A 20739-nucleotide genomic window follows, 5' to 3' on the forward strand; every position below is an offset into this window, starting at 1 on the left:
GGTCCGCCGACACAGCTCCCGCTTGGCCTGCCATCGCAGATCGGCGGCCGTAGCGATGTCGGTCCGGATCTCGACGGCACGCGTCATAGGCTCCTCCCCGGTGAAGGGCAGCAGCGAATCACACGCACGCGCCAATGAAAACCCGCTACGAGTCAAAACCTAAGCGCGGCGGTATCACTGGGGGTTGTCACCGGGCCGCGATCAGTCTTGTCGCACGATGCAGTCTCTGCCTGACCTGACCTGTTCGAGCAAAGGCCAAGCGCATACCCTCCCCGTCTGGGAGAGGGGATCCCGTGCCTTGTCGGCATCGGAACAGGTCGGGCGGACATCGTCCGACGGGGACGAAGGCCGCGCGATCCTATGCCTCCGCCCGCGCCGCCTTGAGCCGATAGAGCGCGTCCAGTGCCTCTCGCGGGCTCAAGGAATCCGGGTCGATCCCATCGAGGAGCAGGCCGACCGGATCGGGCTTCTCCACCGGAGCCGCCGGGGTGACGCTCGGCGGCATCGCGGCGAAGAGCGGCAGTTCGGCGGGCGCCTTGCGACCGCGGCCGCCCTCCCCCCGCTCCAGCTCGGCGAGCAGGGCCTTGGCGCGGGCGATCACCGGGGCGGGCAGGCCGGCGAGACGCGCCACCTGGAGGCCGTAGGAGCGGTCGGCGGCGCCCGGCACCACCTCGTGCAGGAAGACCACGTCGCCCTTCCACTCGGTCACCTTGAGGGTGGCGTTGGAAAGCCGGTCGAGGGTTTGCGCCAGGCCGGTCAGCTCGTGGAAGTGCGTGGCGAACAGCGCCCGGCAGCCGCTCGCGCCGTGCAGGTGCTCGAGGCACGCCCAGGCGATCGACAGGCCGTCGAAGGTCGCGGTGCCGCGGCCGATCTCGTCGAGCACCACGAGCGAGCGACGCGTCGCCTGGTTCAGGATCGCGGCGGTCTCGACCATCTCGACCATGAAGGTCGAGTGGCCCCGCGCCAGGTCGTCGGCGGCGCCGACGCGGGAGAAGAGCCGGTCGACGAGGCCGAGATGGGCGAAGGATGCCGGCACGTAGGCGCCCATCTGGGCCAGCACCGCGATGAGGGCGTTCTGGCGCAGGAAGGTCGACTTGCCGCCCATGTTCGGGCCGGTGACGAGGAGGATCTGGCCCGCCTTGTCGCCGGAAAGGTCGCAGGCATTGGCGATGAAGGCCTCGCCGGACCGGGTCAGCGCCGCCTCGACGACGGGGTGGCGCCCGCCCTCGATCCGGAAGGCGAGGCTGTCGTCGACGACCGGTCGGGTCCAGTTCAGCTCGACGGCGAGCTCGGCGTGCGAGGCCGCGACGTCGAGGGCGGCGAGCGCGCTCGCCGCCGCCACGATCGCCTCGGACTGGCCGATCACGGAGGCGGAGAGCGCGTCGAAGATCTCGAGCTCGAGGGCGAGGCCGCGCCCGGCGGCATTGGCGATCTTCGTCTCCAGCTCGCCCAGTTCGACGCTGGTGAAGCGCATCGCGTCCACCATGGTCTGGCGGTGGACGAAGGTGGCGCGCCAGGGATCCTTCAGCAGGGTCTCACCGAAGGCTTGCGGCACCTCGATGTAGTAGCCGAGCAGGTTGTTGTGCTTGATCCGGAGCGTCCGGCAGCCCGTATCCGCGGCGTAGCGGGCCTGGAGCCCGGCCACGACCTGCCGGGAATCGCGCTGGAGCGTGCGGGCCTCGTCGAGTTCCGTCTTGTAGCCCTCGCGCACGAAGCCGCCGTCGCGGCGCTGGAGCGGCAGGTCGTCGGCGAGCGCGGCGGCGAGCTCGTCGGCGAGGTCCTGCCCGAGCCCGGCGAGGAGGCGAGCGGCCTTGCCGATCTCGCCCGGGAGCGCGCCGGCGCCGGCGAGCGCCGTGGCGATGCCACGGGCGGCGAGCAGCCCGTCGCGGAGCGCCGCGAGGTCGCGGGGCCCGGCCCGGCCGAGGCCGATCCGCGTGAGCGCTCGGGCCATGTCGGGCGCGCGGGCGAGCTCGGCCCGCAGTTCCGCTCGTAACGCCTCCTCGCCGACCAGGAACTCGACCGCGTCGTGCCGGCGCCGGATCAGCGCAAGGTCCGTCGAGGGGCCGGCGAGCCGCTCGGCCAGCAGCCGCGCCCCGGCGCCCCCCACCGTCCGGTCGATGGCGGCGAGCAGGCTCCCGGCCCGCTCGCCCGAGAGGGTGCGGGTCAGTTCGAGGTTCTGGCGCGTCGCCGCGTCGATCATCAGGCTCGCGCCCGCCGCCTGACGGGTCGGCGGGCTCAGGGTCACCTTCGCGCCGAGCTGGGTGCGGGCGATGTAGTGCAGCACCGCGCCCGCCGCCGCGACCTCGACCCGGCTGAAGGCGCCGAAGCCGTCGAGGGTCTGGACGCCGAACTGCTCCTTGATCGCCCGCTCGGCGGAGGCCGGGTCGAGATCGCCGCGGCCGACCGGGGTCACGGCGGCCGGCGTGTCGCGCCAGAGGCGGGCGAGGTCGGGATCCTGGTGGATCGCCTCCGCCATCACGATCTCGCGCGGGTCGAGCCGGGCGATCTCGGCGGCGAGCGCCCCGCCCTCGGCCTCGCCCAGCGAGAAGCGCCCGGTCGAGATGTCGACGGCGGCGAGGCCGTAGGCCCAGGCCGACTCCGAGGCGCGCCGGCGCGCGAGCGCCAGGAGCACGTTGGCCCGGCCGGGATCGAGGAGCCGCTCCTCCGTGATCGTGCCCGGGGTGACGAGGCGCACCACCTCGCGCCGCACCACCGACTTCGAGCCGCGCTTCTTGGCCTCGGCCGGATCCTCGGTCTGCTCGCAGACCGCGACCCGGTGGCCGAGGCCGATCAGACGCTGCAGGTAGTCGTCGGAGCGATCCACCGGCACGCCGCACATCGGGATGTCGGCGCCCGCGTGCTTGCCGCGGCGGGTGAGCACGATGCCGAGCGCCCGCGACGCGATCTCGGCGTCCTCGAAGAACAGCTCGTAGAAATCCCCCATGCGGTAGAACAGCAGGGAATCGGGATTCGCCGCCTTGATCTCGATGTACTGCGCCATCATCGGCGAGACCTTGGTCTCGTCGTCGGGAGCGGCCCGGCGGGTGCGGGCGGGCGGCGGGGGCGCCTCGTCGGTCGGCTCGAAAGCCTCGTCGCGCAGGCGGCGGCCGGTGTCGCTGTCCATCGTCATGGGATCGGGGGCTGTCGTCGGATCGGCGGCGAAGTGGTCTGCCAGACTAACAGAGGACCTCGGCCACGCTCCAGACCGGCACGGCGTGGATGATGGGGATCGTCATCCCCGAAGGAAATGGCGCACGGGCGGGTGTTAGCGCCGCAGCGCCGCTTGAGCCGGCCGAGCCATGGCCCTAAGGGACGTGTCCCCCGTCATCTTGCGTCCCGCAACGTGATTCTTGGTCGTAGAGAAGAGCTTGGCATGAGCGAGTCCCGCCCCGTCACCCGCCGCAAGCGCCCGACCTTCACCGACCAGGAGGCGCTGCAGTTCCACCAGCAGGGCCGCCCCGGCAAGCTCGAGGTGGTGGCGACGAAGCCGATGGCGACCCAGCGCGACCTGTCGCTGGCCTACTCGCCGGGCGTCGCCGTCCCGGTGCTGGCCATCGCGGACGATCCGGCGCTCGCCTACGACTACACCGCGAAGGGCAACCTCGTCGCGGTGATCTCGAACGGCACCGCGATCCTCGGCCTCGGCAACCGCGGCGCGCTCGCCTCGAAGCCCGTGATGGAGGGCAAGGCGGTCCTGTTCAAGCGCTTCGCCGACATCGATTCCTTCGACCTCGAGGTCGGCACCGAGGACGCCGAGGCGTTCATCAACTGTGTGCGCTATCTCGGGCCCACCTTCGGCGGCATCAACCTGGAGGACATCAAGGCTCCCGAGTGCTTCATCATCGAGGAGCGCCTGCGGGAACTGATGGACATCCCGGTCTTCCACGACGACCAGCACGGTACCGCGATCATCTCGGCGGCTGGCATCATCAACGCCCTGCACCTCACCGGCCGCGACATTTCCGAGGCCCGCCTCGTCGTCAACGGCGCCGGGGCGGCGGGCATCGCCTGCATCGAGCTCGTCAAGGCGCTCGGCTTCCGCTCCGAGAACGTGATCCTGTGCGACACCAAGGGCGTGGTGTTCCAGGGCCGCACCGAGGGCATGAACCAGTGGAAGTCGGCCCACGCGGTCGCGACCTCGAAGCGCACGCTCGCCGAGGCGATGGAGGGCGCCGACATCGTGTTCGGCCTCTCGGTGAAGGGCGCCTTCACCCCTGAGATGATCGCCTCGATGGCGCCCCAGCCGATCATCTTCGCGATGGCCAACCCCGATCCGGAGATCACCCCCGAGGGGGTGGCCCAGGTCCGCGACGACGCCATCGTGGCGACCGGGCGCTCGGACTACCCGAACCAGGTCAACAACGTTCTCGGCTTCCCCTACATCTTCCGCGGCGCGCTCGACGTGCACGCGACCACGATCAACATGGAGATGAAGATCGCGGCGGCCGAGGCGCTCGCGGCGCTCGCCCGCGAGGACGTGCCGGACGAGGTGGCGGCGGCCTACCAGGGCGCGCGGCCGCGCTTCGGGCGCGAGTACATCATCCCGGTGCCGTTCGATCCCCGGCTGATCCACACCGTGCCGCCGGCAGTGGCCAAGGCCGCGATGGAGACCGGCGTCGCCCGCAAGCCGATCGACAACATGGACCGCTATCGGGCCCAGCTCTCGGCCCGGCGCGATCCCGTCGCCGGCACCCTCAACCGGGTGTTCGAGCGGGTGCGCAAATTCCCCAAGCGCGTGGTCTTCGCTGAGGGCGAGGAGGAGGTGGTGATCCGCGCCGCGGTCTCCTTCGTCAACCAGGGCCTCGGCACCGCGATCCTGGTCGGCCGCGAGGACCGGGTGATGGCGAATGCCGAGGCTGCCGGCATCGACCTCTCGGGCCGCGACAACATCGAGATCCACAACGCCGCGAAGTCGCACCGCAACAACGTCTACGCGCAGTTCCTCTACGCCCGGATGCAGCGCAAGGGCTTCCTGTTCCGCGACTGCCAGCGCCTGATCAACCAGGACCGCAACCACTTCGCGGCCTCGATGGTGGCGCTCGGCGACGCCGACGCGATGGTGACCGGCACCACCCGCAACTACTCGATCGCGCTCGAGGACGTGCGCCGCGTCATCGACCACAAGCCCGGCCACCGGGTGATCGGCGTCTCGCTCTGCCTCGCCCGCGGCCGCGTGGTGCTGGTGGCCGACACGGCGATCCACGAGATGCCGAGCGCCGAGGAGCTGGCCGGCATCGCCATCGAGGCGGCCGGCGTGGCGCGGCGCCTCGGCTACGAGCCGCGGGTGGCGATGCTGTCGTTCTCGACCTTCGGCTTCCCCAAGGCCGAGCGGGCCGAGAAGGTGCAGGAGGCGGTGCGGATCCTCGACGGGATGCGGGTCGATTTCGAGTATGATGGCGAGATGGCGGCCGACGTCGCCCTCAACAAGGACCTGCTCGCCCAGTACCCGTTCAGCCGCCTCAAGCAGCCGGCCAACGTCCTGGTGATGCCGGCCTTCCACTCGGCTTCGATCTCGACCAAGATGCTGCAGGAGCTCGGCGGCGCCCAGGTTCTCGGGCCGCTGATCGTTGGCCTCGACAAGGCGGTGCAGATCGTTCCCCTCGGGGCGACCGATTCCGACCTCGTCAACATGGCGGCGCTCGCCGCCTACAACATCGGCGGCTGAGCCCGCGTCAGGCGCCGCCCGCCTCCCGGGCGGCGCTCTCCCTGGCCCGGTCCCGGGCCAGCTCCTCCGGCACCAGCGTGGCGGCGTCCTGGCGCGCCGCCAGCGCCGCGAGCCGCACGGGACGGTCTTCCCAGGCATCGACGCCGACGTCGCAGGAGCGGGTGGTGTCGGCAAGCGTCCCGTGGGTGTGGCCGTAGAGGTGGCGGGTGCCGCGCCACAGGCCCGGCCAGGCCCGATGGGCGTAGTGCGCGAGGTACAGCCGCCACTCCCGGCCCTCCTCCCGCAGGGTGAGGCGCGCTCTCTCGACCGGCGGATCGGCCCAGGGCAGGTCGAGGACCCGGTTGCTGTCGTGGTTGCCCCGCACCAGGCGCTTGACGCCGTTGAGGCGGGCGAAGATCGCCGCGCAGTGCTCGCGTTCCGCATGGGCCGCGAAGTCGCCGACGTGCCAGACCTCGTCGTCGGGGCCTACCGTCGCGTTCCAGTTCGCCACCAGCGTCTCGTCGTGCTCGGTCAGGGACCCGAAGCGCTGGCCGCGTTGGCGCAGGATGTGGGCGTCGCCGAAATGGGTGTCGGCGGTGAAGAAGACGGCCATGCGCATCCGGTTCGAAGCGGGACGGATGCGGGTTCAGATGGGGCGGCGGCGCCCTTCGGCACGGGGCGGATCGCCGCGTCCGGCAGATGTCAGAGTCTCGTCGATGCAAACCGTCCTCTCGCCCTCGACCCCGTGCATGAGGTTTCGGCGGGACGGACGGAAGCAAGCGAAAGCTGCACGTGCGCATCGAACGATCGCTTCGGAATTTCCTGCCGGCGCCGGAGAGTTCGGAGGGTGACGCAATCGAATTCAGATGAAACGAAAATCAACGATGTACGAAACCGGCATCCCGAGGCCCTCACTCATCAGCGCCGATCGCATCAGTGGGGGGCGGGCGGCGAATAACGCCAGGCTTAGCAGTTCACGCCTGAAACTCGACTCCTCGACGGTTCCGCTGTCACCGGATGACGGATCCGCCTTTGTTCGTTCTGCGCGACGCTGAGTAGGGTCTACGGAATACTGGCACCCACACGTGCGGAGTGACTGCCCTGTGTTTCACTCCTCCCTGTTCGCTTGTTCGGAAGATACGGGTTATGGTCGCTCTTGGCGAGATAGTCGCCATATCTCTCTAAATGCTTGATCAGTTTTTCAAGATCATCGCTCGTTGCATCGTCGTTGAGCGAAGCAATCCAGTCCGCAATTGCTTGCCTGACAGGCTCAGAGTATCTCGGATACGTGTATACAAAAAAGAACTCAGCTTCGGATTGCCCCTCGAGGCGCAGAGCTAATTTTTCAAATGTTTCATTGGAGACAGGCATGAAGATCACCGAAGGTGCGCGTGCGCATTGTAGAATCGCAGGGCCGTATTCTGGTTGAAATACAGGTAGCGCCCATCGTTGGCACGACCGGTCGCGAATCCCGGCAGCGTCTGATGCGTGATCGGATCGACGATTTCCGTCCCACGATGCTGGTACCAGGTTAACAGATTGTAACTCCCTTTGGGATCCGCATGAAGCCATAAACGACCGTCGCACTCATTCAACGCGATGCAGACCGCCAAGTCCAGAGCTGCCTGACCAATCATCTTCGGTGAAACATCATGCCCAGAATCGTTGGTTACGATCAGGCATTCGGGCGGTGCCGTACTCAAGAAAAACAAGAAAGACGCGGAATTCTGCGCATCCAGACACCATCTTTCCCTTGATAGCAGGGCGATCATTGCGGCTGGACGTTGCTCGGATCCGACTGTTAATTGAAATATACGTCCCCGCCGGTGAGACATGCCGAAGAGCACGAGGGGCGCGATCTGATACGGCCAATTCCAATCGGCGTCTGGCCGCCCGCCATGTCTTTTAATCACGGGTTGAACGTTGGTATGCCAATCACGTGCGAAGCCACGATCCGAATTCAGGCTCAAACTTATTTCGTGATGCCCAACCGCAATATATTGTCCATGTATCGAGCTGGGGACACGGGTGATGAATGTGTGCAACGTGTCCCCCCAGGCCGTGATGCGCGGACGCCGGACCGCCGCGACAAATCACGCACTGGGCCATAGCACTACAGCTTGTTGAAGAAAAGCATCAAATTTATTTTAAATAGCAGGCAGAGCAAGATGAAATTCGGGTAATCGTGACAATCGTAGACGCCCTCTGATACGGGATTCTAGAAAGGACATTTTGATATAAAATATTAAAATATTCAGTATGCATAAAATTAAACAAACGTATATTAAAAATCATATTTCAAATACGATTTTCCGGGAACCGGTATGTTGACCGATCCCCGGAACGAATCAGAGCATTATCGATGCAGAACCCGGTTGGATTGCTGCGATTCTGAGCCCGCTCAGTAGCGCGGGCCGCCCGAGGTGTTGCCGAGCTGCTGCTGGTAGCCCGGACGGGACGGGTTGCGGGCGTTCGGGTTGCCGTGCCGCATCGAGTTGCGGCGCATATGCCGGCGCATGTGGCGGTCGTGCCGCTTCATGTGGCGGTAGTGGTGGTGGCGGCGCATGGCGACGTGCTCGACCGTCGATTCCGCGCCGGCGACGGCCGGGGCCGGGCCGGTCACGGCGGCCGAGGCCGGGGTCACGGCGAGACCGCCCAGCAGCACGCCCGCCGCCAGGGCCAGGGTCAGGAACTTCATCGCAGTATTCTCCAGACGGTGGCACCCAGGCCATCCTGGTCGTAAATTTCCATTCGCGCCCTCGGTTCCGCAGGGGCACCAGAAATCAACCGGAAAAATTCTGCCCGAACCCTGCGGCGGGCGGAGAGCTGCCTCTGGGTCGCCATGAGGACCGGGCGCCGGGGGGGCGGCGCGGCGGACCGCGACGGGATGGGAGCGGTCCCGCGACCGTCATCCGGGCTTGCGCGCCGGGATGGCCTCCGCCATCCCGGCGCGCATGCGCTCCCTCCCTTCCCTGCCGATCGACGCCGTCCTCGGCGACCTCGCGGCGGCCCTCGCGGGCCCGTCCGCCTCGGGCCGCCCCAACGCGGTGCTGGTCGCGCCGCCGGGCGCCGGCAAGACCACCCGGGTGCCGCTGGCCCTCCTGGAGGCGCCCTGGCGCGGTGACCGCCGGATCATCCTGCTCGAGCCGCGCCGCCTCGCCGCCCGGGCGGCGGCCGAGCGCATGGCTTCGACCCTCGGAGAGGCGGTGGGCGAGACGGTGGGCCTGCGGGTGCGCCTCGGCTCGAAGGTCTCGGGCCGCACCCGGATCGAGGTCGTCACCGAGGGCGTGTTCGCCCGCATGATCCTGGACGATCCGGAGCTCGCCGGCGTCGCCGCGGTGCTGTTCGACGAGTTCCACGAGCGCTCCCTCGACGCCGACCTCGGTCTGGCCCTCGCCCTCGACGCGCAAGGGGCCTTGCGGGAGGACCTGCGCCTCGTCGCGATGTCGGCGACGCTCGACGGCGCCCGCGTCGCCGCCCTGATGGGCGAGGCGCCGGTGGTCGTCTCCGAGGGCCGGGCGTTCCCGATCGAGACCCGCTACCTCGACCGCGACCCGCGCGCGCGCCTCGAGGATGCGGTGGCGGACGCGGTGATGCGGGCGCTCCGGGCCGAGCCGGGGTCGGTGCTGGCCTTCCTGCCCGGCCAGGCCGAGATCCGCCGCACCGAGGAGCGCCTGCGCGAGCGCCTCGCCGATTTCCCCGAGGTCGATCTCGCACCGCTCTACGGCGCCCTCGACCGGGCCGAGCAGGACCGGGCGGTGCGGCCGAGCCCCCCTGAGCGCCGCAAGGTGGTGCTGGCGACCTCGATCGCCGAGACCTCGCTCACCATCGAGGGCGTGCGGGTGGTGGTCGATTCGGGCCTCGCCCGGGTGCCGGTCTACGAGCCGGATCTCGGGCTGACCCGCCTCGTCACCCATCGCGCCTCCCGGGCTTCCGTCGACCAGCGCCGGGGCCGCGCCGGCCGCACCCAGGCGGGCGTCTGCTACCGGCTGTGGAGCGAGGCCGCCACCGGCGCGCTCGAGCCCTTCACCCGCCCCGAGATCCTGGCCGCCGACCTCGCCGGGCTGGTGCTCGACTGCGCCGCCTGGGGCGTCGCCGACGCGACGACCCTGCCGTTCCTCGATTCCCCCCCGGCCCCGCCGCTGGCCGAGGCCCGCGCGCTGCTCGTCGGCCTCGATGCCCTCGACGGGGACGGGCGCCTGACCCCGACCGGCCGGGCGTTGCGCGCCCTGCCCCTGCCGCCGCGCCTCGCCCGCATGGTGGTGAGCGCCGCGGGGCGCGGCCGGGAGGCGGCGCGGGCCGCCGCCGACCTCGCCGCCGTGCTGGTGGAGCGCGGCCTCGGCGGCGACGCCGTCGACCTCGCCGAACGGGTCCAGCGCTTCCGCCGCGACCGCTCCGCCCGGGCCGAGGACATGCGCCGCCTCGCCGCCGGCTGGGCCAGGATGGCGACGACGATGGCGGCCGAGACCGCCGGCGCCGCGGAGGTGCCGGAGGCCGGCGCCCTCGAAGCCGGCACGCTCCTGGCCCTCGCCTACCCGGACCGGATCGCCCGGGCCCGCGGCAAGCCCGGGGAGTACGTCCTGGCGAATGGTCGCGGCGCGGCCCTCGACCCCGCCGCCGCCCTGGCCCGGGAACCGTTCCTGGCCGTCGCCGAGATCGTCGGCAAAGCCTCGTCCTCGCGGATCCTGGCGGCGGCGCCGATTGGCCTCCCCGCCATCGAGACCCTGTTCGGTGACCGCATCGAGGCCCGCACCCGGGTCGAGTTCGACCCCGAGGCGAAGGCCCTGCGGGCCCGGGCCCAGCGCCGCCTCGGTGCGATCGCCCTCGCCGAGCGGATCCTGCCGGTTCCGCCCGAGTCCGAGAGCGCCGCGATCCTGGCGCGCGGCCTCGCGAGCCTCGGCATCGCCGCCCTGCCGTGGTCGAAGGCGGCCCAGCAATGGCGCGAGCGGGTGAGGTTCCTGCGCGAGGCCGAGGGCGAGCCCTGGCCAGACCTCTCGGACGCGCACCTCGCCGAGACCCTGCCCGACTGGCTCGGGCCCCGGCTCACCGGCCTCACCCGCCTCGACGAGATCGGCCCGGACCGGCTCTCGGAGGCCCTGCACGACCTCGTGCCCTGGTCCCTGCGCGCCCGCCTCGACGCCGAGGCGCCGACCCACATCGAGGTGCCGACGGGCTCGCGCATCCCGATCGACTACGCCGCCGAGGGCGGTCCGGCGCTCGCCGTGCGGGTGCAAGAGCTGTTCGGCCTCTCCCGCCACCCGACCATCGGCGGCGGCCGGGTGCCCCTCGTGCTCCACCTGCTCTCGCCGGCCCAGCGCCCGATCCAGATCACCCGCGACCTGCCGGGCTTCTGGCGCGGCTCCTGGGCCGCGGTGCGGGCCGACATGCGCGGACAGTACCCGAAGCACCCCTGGCCCGAGGATCCCCTCACCGCCCCGCCGACGCGGCGCGCCAAGCCGCGGGGGACGTGAGGCACGCGGAAAATTATCGTTTTACAGAAAATAATATCTGTGCGACGTGGAGTGGCCGGGGAGCCCGCCATGCCGCACGCCGCCATCCCATCGCCGCAGCCCGACGACGAGCCGCTCTCCCGGGCGAGGCTCCGGCGCCTCGCGGACCGGCTCGGCCGGCTCGTCGGCCTCCTCATCGTTCCGCTCGCGGCGTTCGGGATCACCGTCCTCGTTCTCGGCCTCGCCTGCGGGGGCGCCTTCCTGTGGCTCGCCCCGGGGGCCGCCTATCTGGGCGTTGCGCCGGAGGGCGTCGCGGGGCTGGTGCCGTTCGGCGCCCTGCCCTGGCCGACCCGCCTCGCCTACGCGGCGACGTTCGTCCTGACCCAGGCCCCACTCCTCCTCGTCCTCGTCGACCTTCGCCGGCTGCTGCGCGACTTCGCCGGCGGCGCGACCTTCGCGGCGTCCCAGGCGAACCGCCTGCGCCGGATCGCGCTCTGGCTCGTCGCCGCGGCGCTGGCACCGGGCTTGGGGCAGGCCCTCGTGGCGGTTGCCGGCCACGGGGTCGACCGGGCCTGGTTCCATCTCTCGTCGGTCCATGCCCTGGTCTTCGCCGCCCTGGTCGCCGTGCTCGCGGCTTTGCTGCGGGTCGGGGCCGCGGTCGAGCGCGACCGGGACGGCTTCGTCTGATGCCGATCGTCGTGCGCCTCGACGTGATGCTGGCGCGGCGCAAGCGGCGCGCCAAGGACGTCGCCCGCGCCATCGGCATGACCGAGGCCAACCTGTCCCTCCTCAGATCCGGCAAGGTTCAGGGCGTGCGCTTCGCCACCCTCGCGGCGCTCTGCCGGGAACTCGACTGCCAGCCGGGCGACCTGCTCGAGTTCGAGCCCGCGCGAGAGGCTGGCGAGGACGGGGCGGATCTGAGCCGGGCCGGCTGATCGGCCCTTCATCCTCCGCGCGGAGCGGCGCTGCGGCTGCGGACGGGGACACGTGGGTGGACGGAGACCTGCGCATGCGAGCCGTGATGATCTTGCGCCGGGCGGCCGGATGGCTCGCCGCCGCGCTGGCGGCCGCGGCCGCGGCCGCATGTCAGCCGCCCGCCCGCATGGACGGCAAGGTGGCGGTCGCCTGGCCGGCCGGGCCGACGCGGCCGGTGACGCTGCCGCTGATGCGGGCGTCGCACCGCTGGCTCGTCGACATCGCGTTTCGGCGCCCCGACGGGAGCGCGCGGCGGGCCCTGGCCTGGGTCAATTTCGGCACCCCGGCCCCGATCCTGTCGCCGGCACTGTACCGCGAGCTCGGCCTCGACCGGGGCCGGGACCTGGCATTCCGCCTGGGCGAGGTGCCGGTGACCGTCGCCGGCGACACCGTGGTGGACGGGCCGGGCCGGCTCGCCGGCCAGGATCTCCTGGCGCTGCTCTTCGCGCCGCGGACCGTCGAGGCCGTGCTGCCGGCGGGCGTGCTGCAGGCCTTCGCGGTCGCCCTCGACCCGTCGGCCGCGACCCTGACCCTCGGACCGTCCGGGAGCCTGCCGGCACGGGGTGCGGCCGTGCCGGTCCGGATCGCGCCGCAGAGCGGGCTCGCGCTCGCCGATGCCTCCGTTGCCGGCGAGCACCTGTCCCTCGTCCTCGATCCCGGTGCCCCCTACACGTGGGTGCGCGGCCGGGTCGCAGCCGCCTGGCGCGCGCGCCACCCGGGCTGGGAGCGGGCGCGGGGCGCGACCGGCCGCAGCGCCCTCGCCATGGTGGATCTCGGCCTGGAACAGGAGGCCACGGTCCTTCGCCTTCCCACCCTGGCCCTCGGGCCGGTGACGCTGGCCGAGATCGGCGTGCTCGGCACGGGTCCTCTCGGCGGCCCCGTCGCCGAGGCCGCCCTCGGCGAGGTCTTCTGGGATCGCTGGCAGGAGCCGGCCGGTCTCCCGGTCGCCGGCTGGCTCGGCAACAACGTGCTCGGCGACGGCCGCCTGACCATCGACTACGCGGCCGGGTGGGCCCGGTTCGAGCGCCAGCGCGCGGCGGATCCCCACGACCTCGACGGGGTCGGCCTCACCCTCGTGCGGGAGGAGGACGGCTACGCCGTCGGCCGCGTCGCGGTGCGGGCCGGCCGTCCCCTCGTCGACGGGGTCGCGCCCGGCGACCGCCTGCGCAGCGTCGACGGCCGGCTCCTTGCCGGTGAACCTCCCGAGAGCGTGCTCCACGCCCTCTCCGGCCCGCCGGGCACCCGCCGCATCCTCGACCTCGAGCGGGGCGGCGTTCCGCTGACGGTCGAGGCCGAGGCCGTCTCCTTTCGGTGACGGCCGGCTGACGGGTCCAGGATGTAACCTGCGCATGCTTGCCCGCGCCAGGCGAGCTATCGTTCAACCGTGCCGATTCCGGGCCGCGGCCTCGATTCGCGTCGAGCCGCATCCTGCGCGAGGAACCTCCATCGTCGGCCGTCAATCACGGTCAGGCCAGCCGTTTCCGTCGAGCGTCGGCACGACGTGCCATGTACGATCAGGATCTTACGCCGTGACTGATGGCGATGCCGGGACAGTCCGATCCGCAAGACCAGAAACGGAATCTCAGCAAATTCATGAAAGGTCTCGATCATCCGACGAAGACCGTTGCATGCTGCCCGATGACCTCGACACCATCGCCGCCGACTGGGTCTGGCGGACCGACGCGGACCTGCGGCTGACGGCGGTGCGGGGTCGCTGCGCGGCGCTGACCGGCGAGGCCGAGCCGATCGGGCGTCCCTGGCCCGGCCTCAACCACGATGGACCGGGCGACGCCGCGGCGCTCCGGAACCGGCAGCCGTTCCGGGACGTGGTCCTGCCGCACCGGCACCGCGACGGGCGGACCCGCTGGTTCCGCTTCGGCGGCGCCCCGCTCTCGGCGTCGGACGGGTCCTTCGCGGGCTATCGCGGCGTCTGCGTCGAGGTGGCCGGGCCGGCAACCGCCGCCCCCCTGCCGGCCTGGCCCTTCGAGGCGGTGCTAGCCCGCCTGCCCTGCGGCGTGAGCGTGTTCGACGCCGACCTGCGGCTCACCGCCTGCAACGACCGGCTCCGCGACCTCTTCGGGCTGCCTCCGGAACTGGTCCGCCTCGGCACGCCGCTGGAGGACATGATCCGCGCCAGCGCCATCGTCGGCAACTACCCGGGCCTGTCGCCCGACGAGGCCTGGACCTTCGTGGCCGCGCGCATCGCCCGGCGGGTCCGGATGCAGCGCGAGCGGCGGCTGCCGAGCGGCCTGCTCCTGAAGACCACGATCACGCCGCTGCCGGACGGCGGCACCATGGTGGTCCACGAGGATGCGACGGACCGTGCCCGCGCCGATGCGCGGCTGGCGCAGCAGAACGGCTGGCTCGACCAGGCCCTCACGCACATGTCGCACGGGCTGGTCCTGTTCGATGCCGATCACCGGGTCACGGTGCTCAACCAGCAGTTCCTCGACCTCTACGGGCTGTCGCGGGAGACGGTCCACCCGGGCATCACCGCCGAGGAGCTGATCTACCGGCGCACAGAGGCCGGCAACTTCCCGGGGCTCACGCCCGCGGAGGCCTGGCGGCAGGTGCGCGAGCGGCTCGCCAGGCGAATCCGCTACCGGCTCGACCAGACGCTCGCCGACGGACGGGTCATCGCCGTGACCTACGCGCCGACGCCGGAGGGCGGTTTCGTGACCGTCCACGAGGACGTCACCGCCGCCAAGCGCGCGGAGGCCCAGATCGTCCACATGGCGCGCCACGACGCCCTGACGGGCCTGCCCAACCGGGCCCTGCTGCACGAGGGCCTGGCCGAGGCGCTGGCGCAGGACGGCGGCGTCACGGCGGTCCTGTGCCTCGACCTCGACCGCTTCAAGACGGTCAACGACACCCTCGGCCACGCCGTCGGCGACAAGCTGCTGCGCCAGGTCACCGCCCGCCTGACCGCCGCGGTCCGGGCGGAGGCCGGCGACGGGCCCGTGACCCTGGCGCGGCTCGGCGGCGACGAGTTCGCCCTGATCCTGCGGCCCACCTCGCGGTTCCGGTCGGGCCGGCTCGCCGGCCGCCTGATCGAGGAGGTCGGGCGCGACTACGCCATCGACGGCAAGCGCATCACCGTGGGCCTGAGCATCGGCATCGCCCTGGCCCCGGCGGACGGGCAGGATCCCGAGCGCCTGCTGCGGGCCGCCGACATGGCGCTCTATCGCGCCAAGGCCGAGGGGCGCGGCGTCCACCGCTTCTTCGAGCCGGCCATGGACGTGGCGATGCAGGCCCGGCGCGGCGTCGAGCTCGACCTCGGGACCGCGCTCGCGGAGCAGCAATTCGCCCTGGCGTTCCAGCCGTTCCTGGATCTCTCCGGCAACCGGATCACGGGCTTCGAGGCGCTGCTGCGCTGGCACCACCCGGTCCGCGGCGTGGTGAGCCCGGCCGCCTTCGTGCCGATCGCCGAGGAGACCGGGATGATCGTGCCCCTCGGCGAGTGGGTGCTGCGGCAGGCCTGCCGCGAGGCCGCGCGCTGGCCGAAAGCCGTCCGCGTCTCGGTCAACCTCTCGCCGGTGCAGTTCCGGGGCGCCGCCCTCGACGCGACGGTGATCGCCGCCCTGCGCGAGGCGGAGCTCGACCCGCACCGCCTCGAGCTCGAGATCACCGAGGGCGTGCTGCTGCAGGACAGCGAGGCGACCCTCGCCATCCTGCACCGGCTGAAGCGGCTCGGGGTGCGCATCGCCATGGACGATTTCGGCACCGGCTACTCGTCGCTCGGCTACCTGCGGGCGTTCCCGTTCGACAAGATCAAGATCGACCGCGCCTTCGTGGCCGACCTCGCGGTGCGGCCCGACGCCGTCGCCATCGTGCGGGCGGTGACGACGCTGGCTGACAGCCTCGGCATGACCACCACCGCCGAGGGCGTCGAGACCGAGGAGCAGCTCGCCCACCTGCGCGAGGCCGGATGCACCGAGGTGCAGGGCTACCTGATCAGCCGCCCGGTGCCGGCCGACGCGGTGGCGCCGATGCTGCGGGCGGGTGACGGGGGCGTCGAACCAACTCGCCCCTCAGTGCCGTAACCCCGGCGCCTCGCGCCCCGTCTTCTCGACGTACTCGGAATACCCGCCGCCGTACTGGTGGATGCCCTCCGGCGTCAGCTCCAGCACCCGGTTCGACAGGGCGGCCAGGAAGTGCCGGTCGTGCGAGACGAACAGCATCGTGCCCTCGTACTGGGCGAGGGCCGTGATCAGCATGTCCTTGGTGCCGACGTCGAGGTGGTTGGTCGGCTCGTCGAGGACGAGGAAGTTCGGCGGGTCGTAGAGCATCCTGGCCATGGCGAGCCGCGCCTTCTCGCCGCCCGACAGCACCCGGCAGCGCTTCTCGACGTCGTCGCCCGAGAAGCCGAAGCAGCCGGCGAGCGTGCGCAGCGACCCCTGGCCCGCCTGCGGGAACGAGTTCTCGAGGAACTCGAACACCGTGCGCTCGCCGTCGAGGATGTCCATGGCATGCTGGGCGAAGTAGCCGAGCTTCACGCTGGCGCCGATCGTCACGCTGCCGGCATCCGGCTCCGTGGTGCCGGTGGCGAGCTTGAGCAGCGTCGACTTGCCGGCGCCGTTGACGCCCATCACGCACCAGCGCTCCTTGCGGCGGATGCCGAAATCGAGCCCGTCGTAGATCGTGCGGCTGCCGTAGCTCTTGCGCACGGCCTTCAGGCTGATGACGTCGTCGCCTGAGCGCGGCGCGGCCGGGAAGTCGAAGGCAACGCTCTGGCGGCGGCGCGGCGGCTCGACGCGCTCGATCTTGTCGAGCTTCTTCACCCGGCTCTGCACCTGGGCGGCGTGCGAGGCCCGCGCCTTGAAGCGCTCGATGAACTTGATCTCCTTGGCCAGCATCGCCTGCTGGCGCTCGAACTGGGCCTGCTGCTGCGCCTCGTTCTGCGCCCGCTGCTGCTCGTAGAAGGCGTAGTCGCCCGAGTAGGTCGTGAGCGAGCCGGCGTCGATCTCGATGATCTTGCCGACGATCCGGTTCATGAAGGCTCGGTCGTGCGAGGTCATCAGAAGGGCGCCGTCGAAACCCTTCAGGAAGGTCTCGAGCCAGATCAGGCTCTCGAGGTCGAGGTGGTTGCTCGGCTCGTCGAGGAGCATCACGTCGGGATTCATCAGGAGGATGCGGGCGAGCGCGACGCGCATCTTCCAGCCGCCCGAGAGGGCGCCGACGTCGCCCTCGATCATCTCAGGGGAAAAGCTCAGGCCCGCCAGCACCTCGTGCGCCCGCCCCTCCAGGGCGTAGCCGCCGAGCTCCTCGAACCGGCCCTGGACCTCGCCGTAGCGCTCGACCAGAGCCTCCATCTCGTCGGCCCGGTCGGGATCGGCGAGCGCGGTCTCGATCTCGCGCAGCTCGGCGGCGATCGCGCTCACGGGGCCTGCGCCGTCCATCACCTCGGACAGCACGGAGCGGCCGGCCATCTCGCCGACGTCCTGGCTGAAGTAGCCGATGGTGATGCCGCGGTCGCTCGAGACCTGGCCCTCGTCGGGCTGCTCCTCGCCGGTGATCATCCGGAACAAGGTGGTCTTGCCCGCGCCGTTGGGCCCGACGAGCCCGACCTTCTCGCCGCGCTGGAGCGCCGCCGAGGCCTCGACGAAGAGGAGCTGGTTGCCGTTCTGCTTGCCGATCTTGTCGAGGCGGATCATGGGAGGCGGATGTCCGAAAGGAGGGGCGCGCCGGACCGGTCCGGCCGCGCCCCGGGATGGTCAGGCGGGATTTTCAGGATCGTGCCACGGCTTCGTGGCGGAGGGGTGTCGGCCCGGCTCTCGCCTTCAGCCCTTCGGGCCGCCCCGCCCGTCGACCACGTCGGTCGCGGCCCGGAAGGCGGCGTCGGCATCCAGCGCCGTGGTGTCGATCACCACCGCGTCCTCGGCCACCCGCAGGGGAGCGGCGTCGCGGTCGGCGTCGCGGGCGTCGCGGCGCAGGATGTCGGCCAGTACCGCCTCGTAGGCGATCGGCTCGCCGCGCCCGTCGAGCTCGCGGTGGCGACGGCGGGCGCGCTCCTCGGCGGAGGCGGTGACGAAGAGCTTCACGGCGGCGTCCGGGCAGACGACGGTGCCGATGTCGCGCCCGTCGAGCACCGCGCCCTCCGGTGCGCCGGCGAAGCGGCGCTGCCAGTCGAGGAGGGCGGCGCGCACGGCCGGCTGGGCCGAGACGATCGAGGCCGCCTCGCCCATGGCACTGCCGCGCAGGCGGGGATCGTCGAGGACCTCGGCCCGCAGGCCTCGCGCGGCTGCCGCGGCCGCGGCCGGGTCGGCGAGGTCCCGGGCCGCGTCGAGGAGCGCCAGCGCCACCGCCCGGTAGAGCAGGCCGGTGTCGAGGTGGGGCAGGCCGTAATGCAGCGCCAGGCGCTTGGCCAGCGTGCCCTTGCCGGAGGCCGCCGGCCCGTCGATCGCGATGACCATCCCGCTCCTCACGCCGTGAGGGCGGCGCCGAGCGTCCGCATGTCGGCGAGGAAGGCGGGGTAGCTCGTCGCGATCATCGCCCCGTCATCCACCGTCACCGGCTCGCGGGCGGCGAGGCCGAGCACCAGGAACGCCATGGCGATGCGGTGGTCGAGATGGGTCGCCACCGTGCCGCCGCCCTTCGGCGGCGTGCCGTCGCCGTGCACGATCAGGTCGTCGCCCTCGACCGTGTGGGAGACCCCGTTGGCCTTGAGCCCGGCCGCCACCGCGGCGAGGCGGTCGGATTCCTTGACCCTGAGCTCGTGCAGGCCCTGCATCCGGGTGGTGCCCTCCGCGCAGGCCGCCGCCACCGCGAGCACCGGGTACTCGTCGATCATCGCCGGCGCCCGCTCCGGCGGCACCGCCACGCCCTTGAGGCGGCTGTGGCGCACCCTGAGGTCGGCGACGGTCTCGCCGCCCTCCTCCCGCTCGTTGAGCCGCACGATGTCGCCGCCCATCTCGAGCAGCGTGGTGAGGAGGCCGGTGCGCAGGGGATTCATCATCACCCCCTCGATCACCACGTCGGAGCCCGGCACGACCAGCGCCGCCACCAGGGCGAAGGCGGCCGAGGACGGGTCGGCCGGCACCATCACCTCGGCGGCCCGCAGGGTCGGCTGGCCGGTGAGCGCCACCCGCCTCCCGTGGCCGCCGGGGCCGACCGCCTCGACCTCGACCTCGGCCCCGAACAGACGCAGCATCCGCTCGGTGTGGTCGCGGGTCGCGGCCGCCTCCACCACCGTGGTCACCCCCGGGGCGTTGAGGCCCGCGAGCAGCACCGCCGACTTCACCTGCGCCGAGGCCACCGGGCTGTCATAGGTGATCGGCACCGCCTCGCGGGGGCCGCGCAGGGTCAGCGGAACCCGGCCGCCCTCGGCCTGCTCCACCACCGTGACGCCCATCTGGACCAGCGGATCGAGGATCCGCCGCATCGGCCGCTTGCGTAAGGAGGCGTCGCCGTCGAACGTGGCGGTGACCGGGTGGCCGCCGACCACGCCCATCATCAGCCGCGAGCCGGTGCCGGCATTGCCGAAATCGAGGACGCCGGCCGGGTCGGACAGGCCGCCGACGCCGACGCCGCGCACCCGCCAGCGCCCCTCCCCGTCCCGGTCGATTCCGGCGCCGAGCGCCCGGGCGGCCGCGGCGGTGCGCAGCACGTCGTCGCCCTCGAGCAGGCCCTCGATCCGGGTCTCGCCGAGGCTGAGCAGGCCGAGGATGATCGCCCGGTGCGAGATCGACTTGTCGCCGGGCGGCCGCAGCCGGCCCCGCAGGGCCGTTCCGGCCTGGGCGGTGATCGGGGACGGAGTGGAATCGTGCGACACGGGCAGACGGCCTGGTTCTCGAGAATCGCGGTGGGAGCGCGGGAAAACGGCCGGGTCGTTAGCACGCGGCCACCGCCGCGTCATCCGGCGGCCCGCCCGGTATTTGACAGCGCTGACGGGCGCGACTAACCGGGCCCTCTCTTCCGACATCGACAGGGACGTGACAACCGTGGCCAGACCGGAACTCGGCTTGAAGCGCCAGTGCATGAGCTGCGGCGCAAAGTTCTACGACCTCAGCAGGGACCCCGCCGTGTGCCCGAAGTGCGGCACCGTCTATCAGGTCGCGGCCCTCTCCACCACCCGCATTCCCGCCCCCGCGGTCGCCAACCGGGCGCCGCGCGAGGAGGAGACCGAGGAGGAGGCCGGGGCCCCCGAGATGGTCTCCCTCGACGAGGTCGAGGCCGCCGAGGACGGGGCCGACGTGTCGGTCGACGACGATGCCGACGTGGGCGATGCGGGCGGCGACGACGACACCTTCCTGGAGGAGGACGAGGAGAGCGGCGACGACGTCTCGGACTTCATCGACGGCGACATCGAGAGCGACGAGGAGTCCTGATCCCGGGGGCGCACGGCGGCCACGCGCCCGTGGCCGCCGGCCTAACCCACGGGCGTCGCTGCGGAATTCGTGACAGTCACGAAAACTTCGCGAAGACCCGCCCCGAGGGCTTGTGTCCGGCGCCGTGCCCCCATATACAGCCGCTCACCGGCGGCGGCGCCCTCCCCGAGAGCGCTTCGCCGGTCCCGTGACGGATCCCATACGTCCGGCGAAGTGGGGCTATAGCTCAGCTGGGAGAGCGCTTGAATGGCATTCAAGAGGTCAGCGGTTCGATCCCGCTTAGCTCCACCAAATCATCTCAGGCCCGCCCTGATGTGATCCGATCGCGGCCAGCGATCACCTT

General features: G+C 71.4%; 15 protein-coding genes and 1 tRNA gene. 8 read left to right on the forward strand and 8 right to left on the reverse strand.

The window, feature by feature from the left end:
• Positions 1–358: 358 nt before the first annotated feature.
• On the reverse strand, positions 359–3004 hold the full coding sequence (gene mutS / locus VQ02_RS16175) for a DNA mismatch repair protein MutS (RefSeq protein WP_245239757.1): 2646 nt from the start codon (positions 3002–3004) through the stop codon (positions 359–361).
• Positions 3005–3373: 369 nt separating this feature from the next.
• Between mutS and VQ02_RS16180 the strand changes: the two genes are divergently transcribed.
• Positions 3374–5665 carry an NADP-dependent malic enzyme gene (locus VQ02_RS16180; RefSeq protein WP_048445235.1) on the forward strand — a complete coding sequence of 764 codons (2292 nt, stop codon included), beginning with the start codon at positions 3374–3376 and terminating at the stop codon, positions 5663–5665.
• A gap of 7 nt (positions 5666–5672) precedes the next feature.
• Here the strand turns inward: VQ02_RS16180 and VQ02_RS16185 are convergent, their stop codons facing one another.
• From VQ02_RS16185 to VQ02_RS16190, 4 genes are all read right to left on the reverse strand, one after another.
• On the reverse strand, positions 5673–6257 hold the full coding sequence (locus VQ02_RS16185) for a metallophosphoesterase (protein ID WP_048445236.1): 585 nt from the start codon (positions 6255–6257) through the stop codon (positions 5673–5675).
• A gap of 449 nt (positions 6258–6706) precedes the next feature.
• The gene (locus VQ02_RS37165; RefSeq protein ID WP_157080657.1) at positions 6707–7015 is read right to left on the reverse strand and encodes a hypothetical protein; all 309 of its coding nucleotides are present in this window, start codon (positions 7013–7015) and stop codon (positions 6707–6709) included.
• A 5-nt stretch (positions 7016–7020) separates the two neighbouring features.
• The gene (locus VQ02_RS37170; protein WP_157080658.1) at positions 7021–7614 is read right to left on the reverse strand and encodes a hypothetical protein; all 594 of its coding nucleotides are present in this window, start codon (positions 7612–7614) and stop codon (positions 7021–7023) included.
• A 431-nt stretch (positions 7615–8045) separates the two neighbouring features.
• Entirely contained in the window at positions 8046–8342 is a 297-nt protein-coding gene (locus VQ02_RS16190; protein ID WP_048445237.1) for a hypothetical protein, read from the reverse strand.
• A gap of 256 nt (positions 8343–8598) precedes the next feature.
• Here VQ02_RS16190 and hrpB point away from each other — a divergent pair, with 256 nt between their 5' ends.
• The 5 genes from hrpB (at position 8599) to VQ02_RS16215 (ending at position 16112) form a co-directional block, all read left to right on the forward strand.
• The gene (gene hrpB / locus VQ02_RS16195) at positions 8599–11115 is read left to right on the forward strand and encodes an ATP-dependent helicase HrpB (RefSeq protein WP_048445259.1); all 2517 of its coding nucleotides are present in this window, start codon (positions 8599–8601) and stop codon (positions 11113–11115) included.
• Between the two features lie 69 nt (positions 11116–11184).
• Complete coding sequence (locus VQ02_RS16200; protein WP_083469256.1) at positions 11185–11781, forward strand: DUF2975 domain-containing protein; 597 nt, start codon at positions 11185–11187, stop codon at positions 11779–11781.
• On the forward strand, positions 11781–12029 hold the full coding sequence (locus VQ02_RS16205; protein WP_048445238.1) for a helix-turn-helix domain-containing protein: 249 nt from the start codon (positions 11781–11783) through the stop codon (positions 12027–12029). Before VQ02_RS16200 ends, VQ02_RS16205 begins: the two co-directional genes overlap by 1 nt.
• A gap of 74 nt (positions 12030–12103) precedes the next feature.
• Positions 12104–13384, forward strand: a complete 1281-nt coding sequence (locus VQ02_RS16210; RefSeq protein ID WP_048445239.1) for a hypothetical protein — start codon at positions 12104–12106, stop codon at positions 13382–13384.
• Between the two features lie 313 nt (positions 13385–13697).
• Positions 13698–16112, forward strand: coding sequence for an EAL domain-containing protein (locus VQ02_RS16215; protein WP_053080404.1), 2415 nt, complete (start codon positions 13698–13700; stop codon positions 16110–16112).
• Here the strand turns inward: VQ02_RS16215 and VQ02_RS16220 are convergent.
• The 3 genes from VQ02_RS16220 to aroA form a co-directional block, all read right to left on the reverse strand.
• Positions 16101–17723: an ABC-F family ATP-binding cassette domain-containing protein gene (locus VQ02_RS16220; protein ID WP_048445240.1), complete on the reverse strand. Its 1623-nt coding sequence runs from the start codon at positions 17721–17723 to the stop codon at positions 16101–16103. The genes VQ02_RS16215 and VQ02_RS16220 overlap by 12 nt on opposite strands.
• A 126-nt stretch (positions 17724–17849) precedes the next feature.
• Positions 17850–18482, reverse strand: a complete 633-nt coding sequence (cmk, locus tag VQ02_RS16225) for a (d)CMP kinase (protein WP_048445241.1) — start codon at positions 18480–18482, stop codon at positions 17850–17852.
• 8 nt (positions 18483–18490) lie between these two features.
• Positions 18491–19840 carry a 3-phosphoshikimate 1-carboxyvinyltransferase gene (aroA, locus tag VQ02_RS16230; protein ID WP_048445242.1) on the reverse strand — a complete coding sequence of 450 codons (1350 nt, stop codon included), beginning with the start codon at positions 19838–19840 and terminating at the stop codon, positions 18491–18493.
• Positions 19841–20009: 169 nt separating this feature from the next.
• Between aroA and VQ02_RS16235 the strand changes: the two genes are divergently transcribed.
• Positions 20010–20396 (forward strand): TIGR02300 family protein, encoded by a 387-nt coding sequence (locus VQ02_RS16235; protein ID WP_048445243.1) that lies wholly within the window; start codon positions 20010–20012, stop codon positions 20394–20396.
• Positions 20397–20611: 215 nt separating this feature from the next.
• Positions 20612–20687: transfer RNA gene (locus VQ02_RS16240), tRNA-Ala, on the forward strand.
• The last annotated feature ends 52 nt before the right edge of the window (positions 20688–20739 follow it).

It is taken from the genome of Methylobacterium variabile, assembly GCF_001043975.1.
Lineage (GTDB): Bacteria > Pseudomonadota > Alphaproteobacteria > Rhizobiales > Beijerinckiaceae > Methylobacterium > Methylobacterium variabile.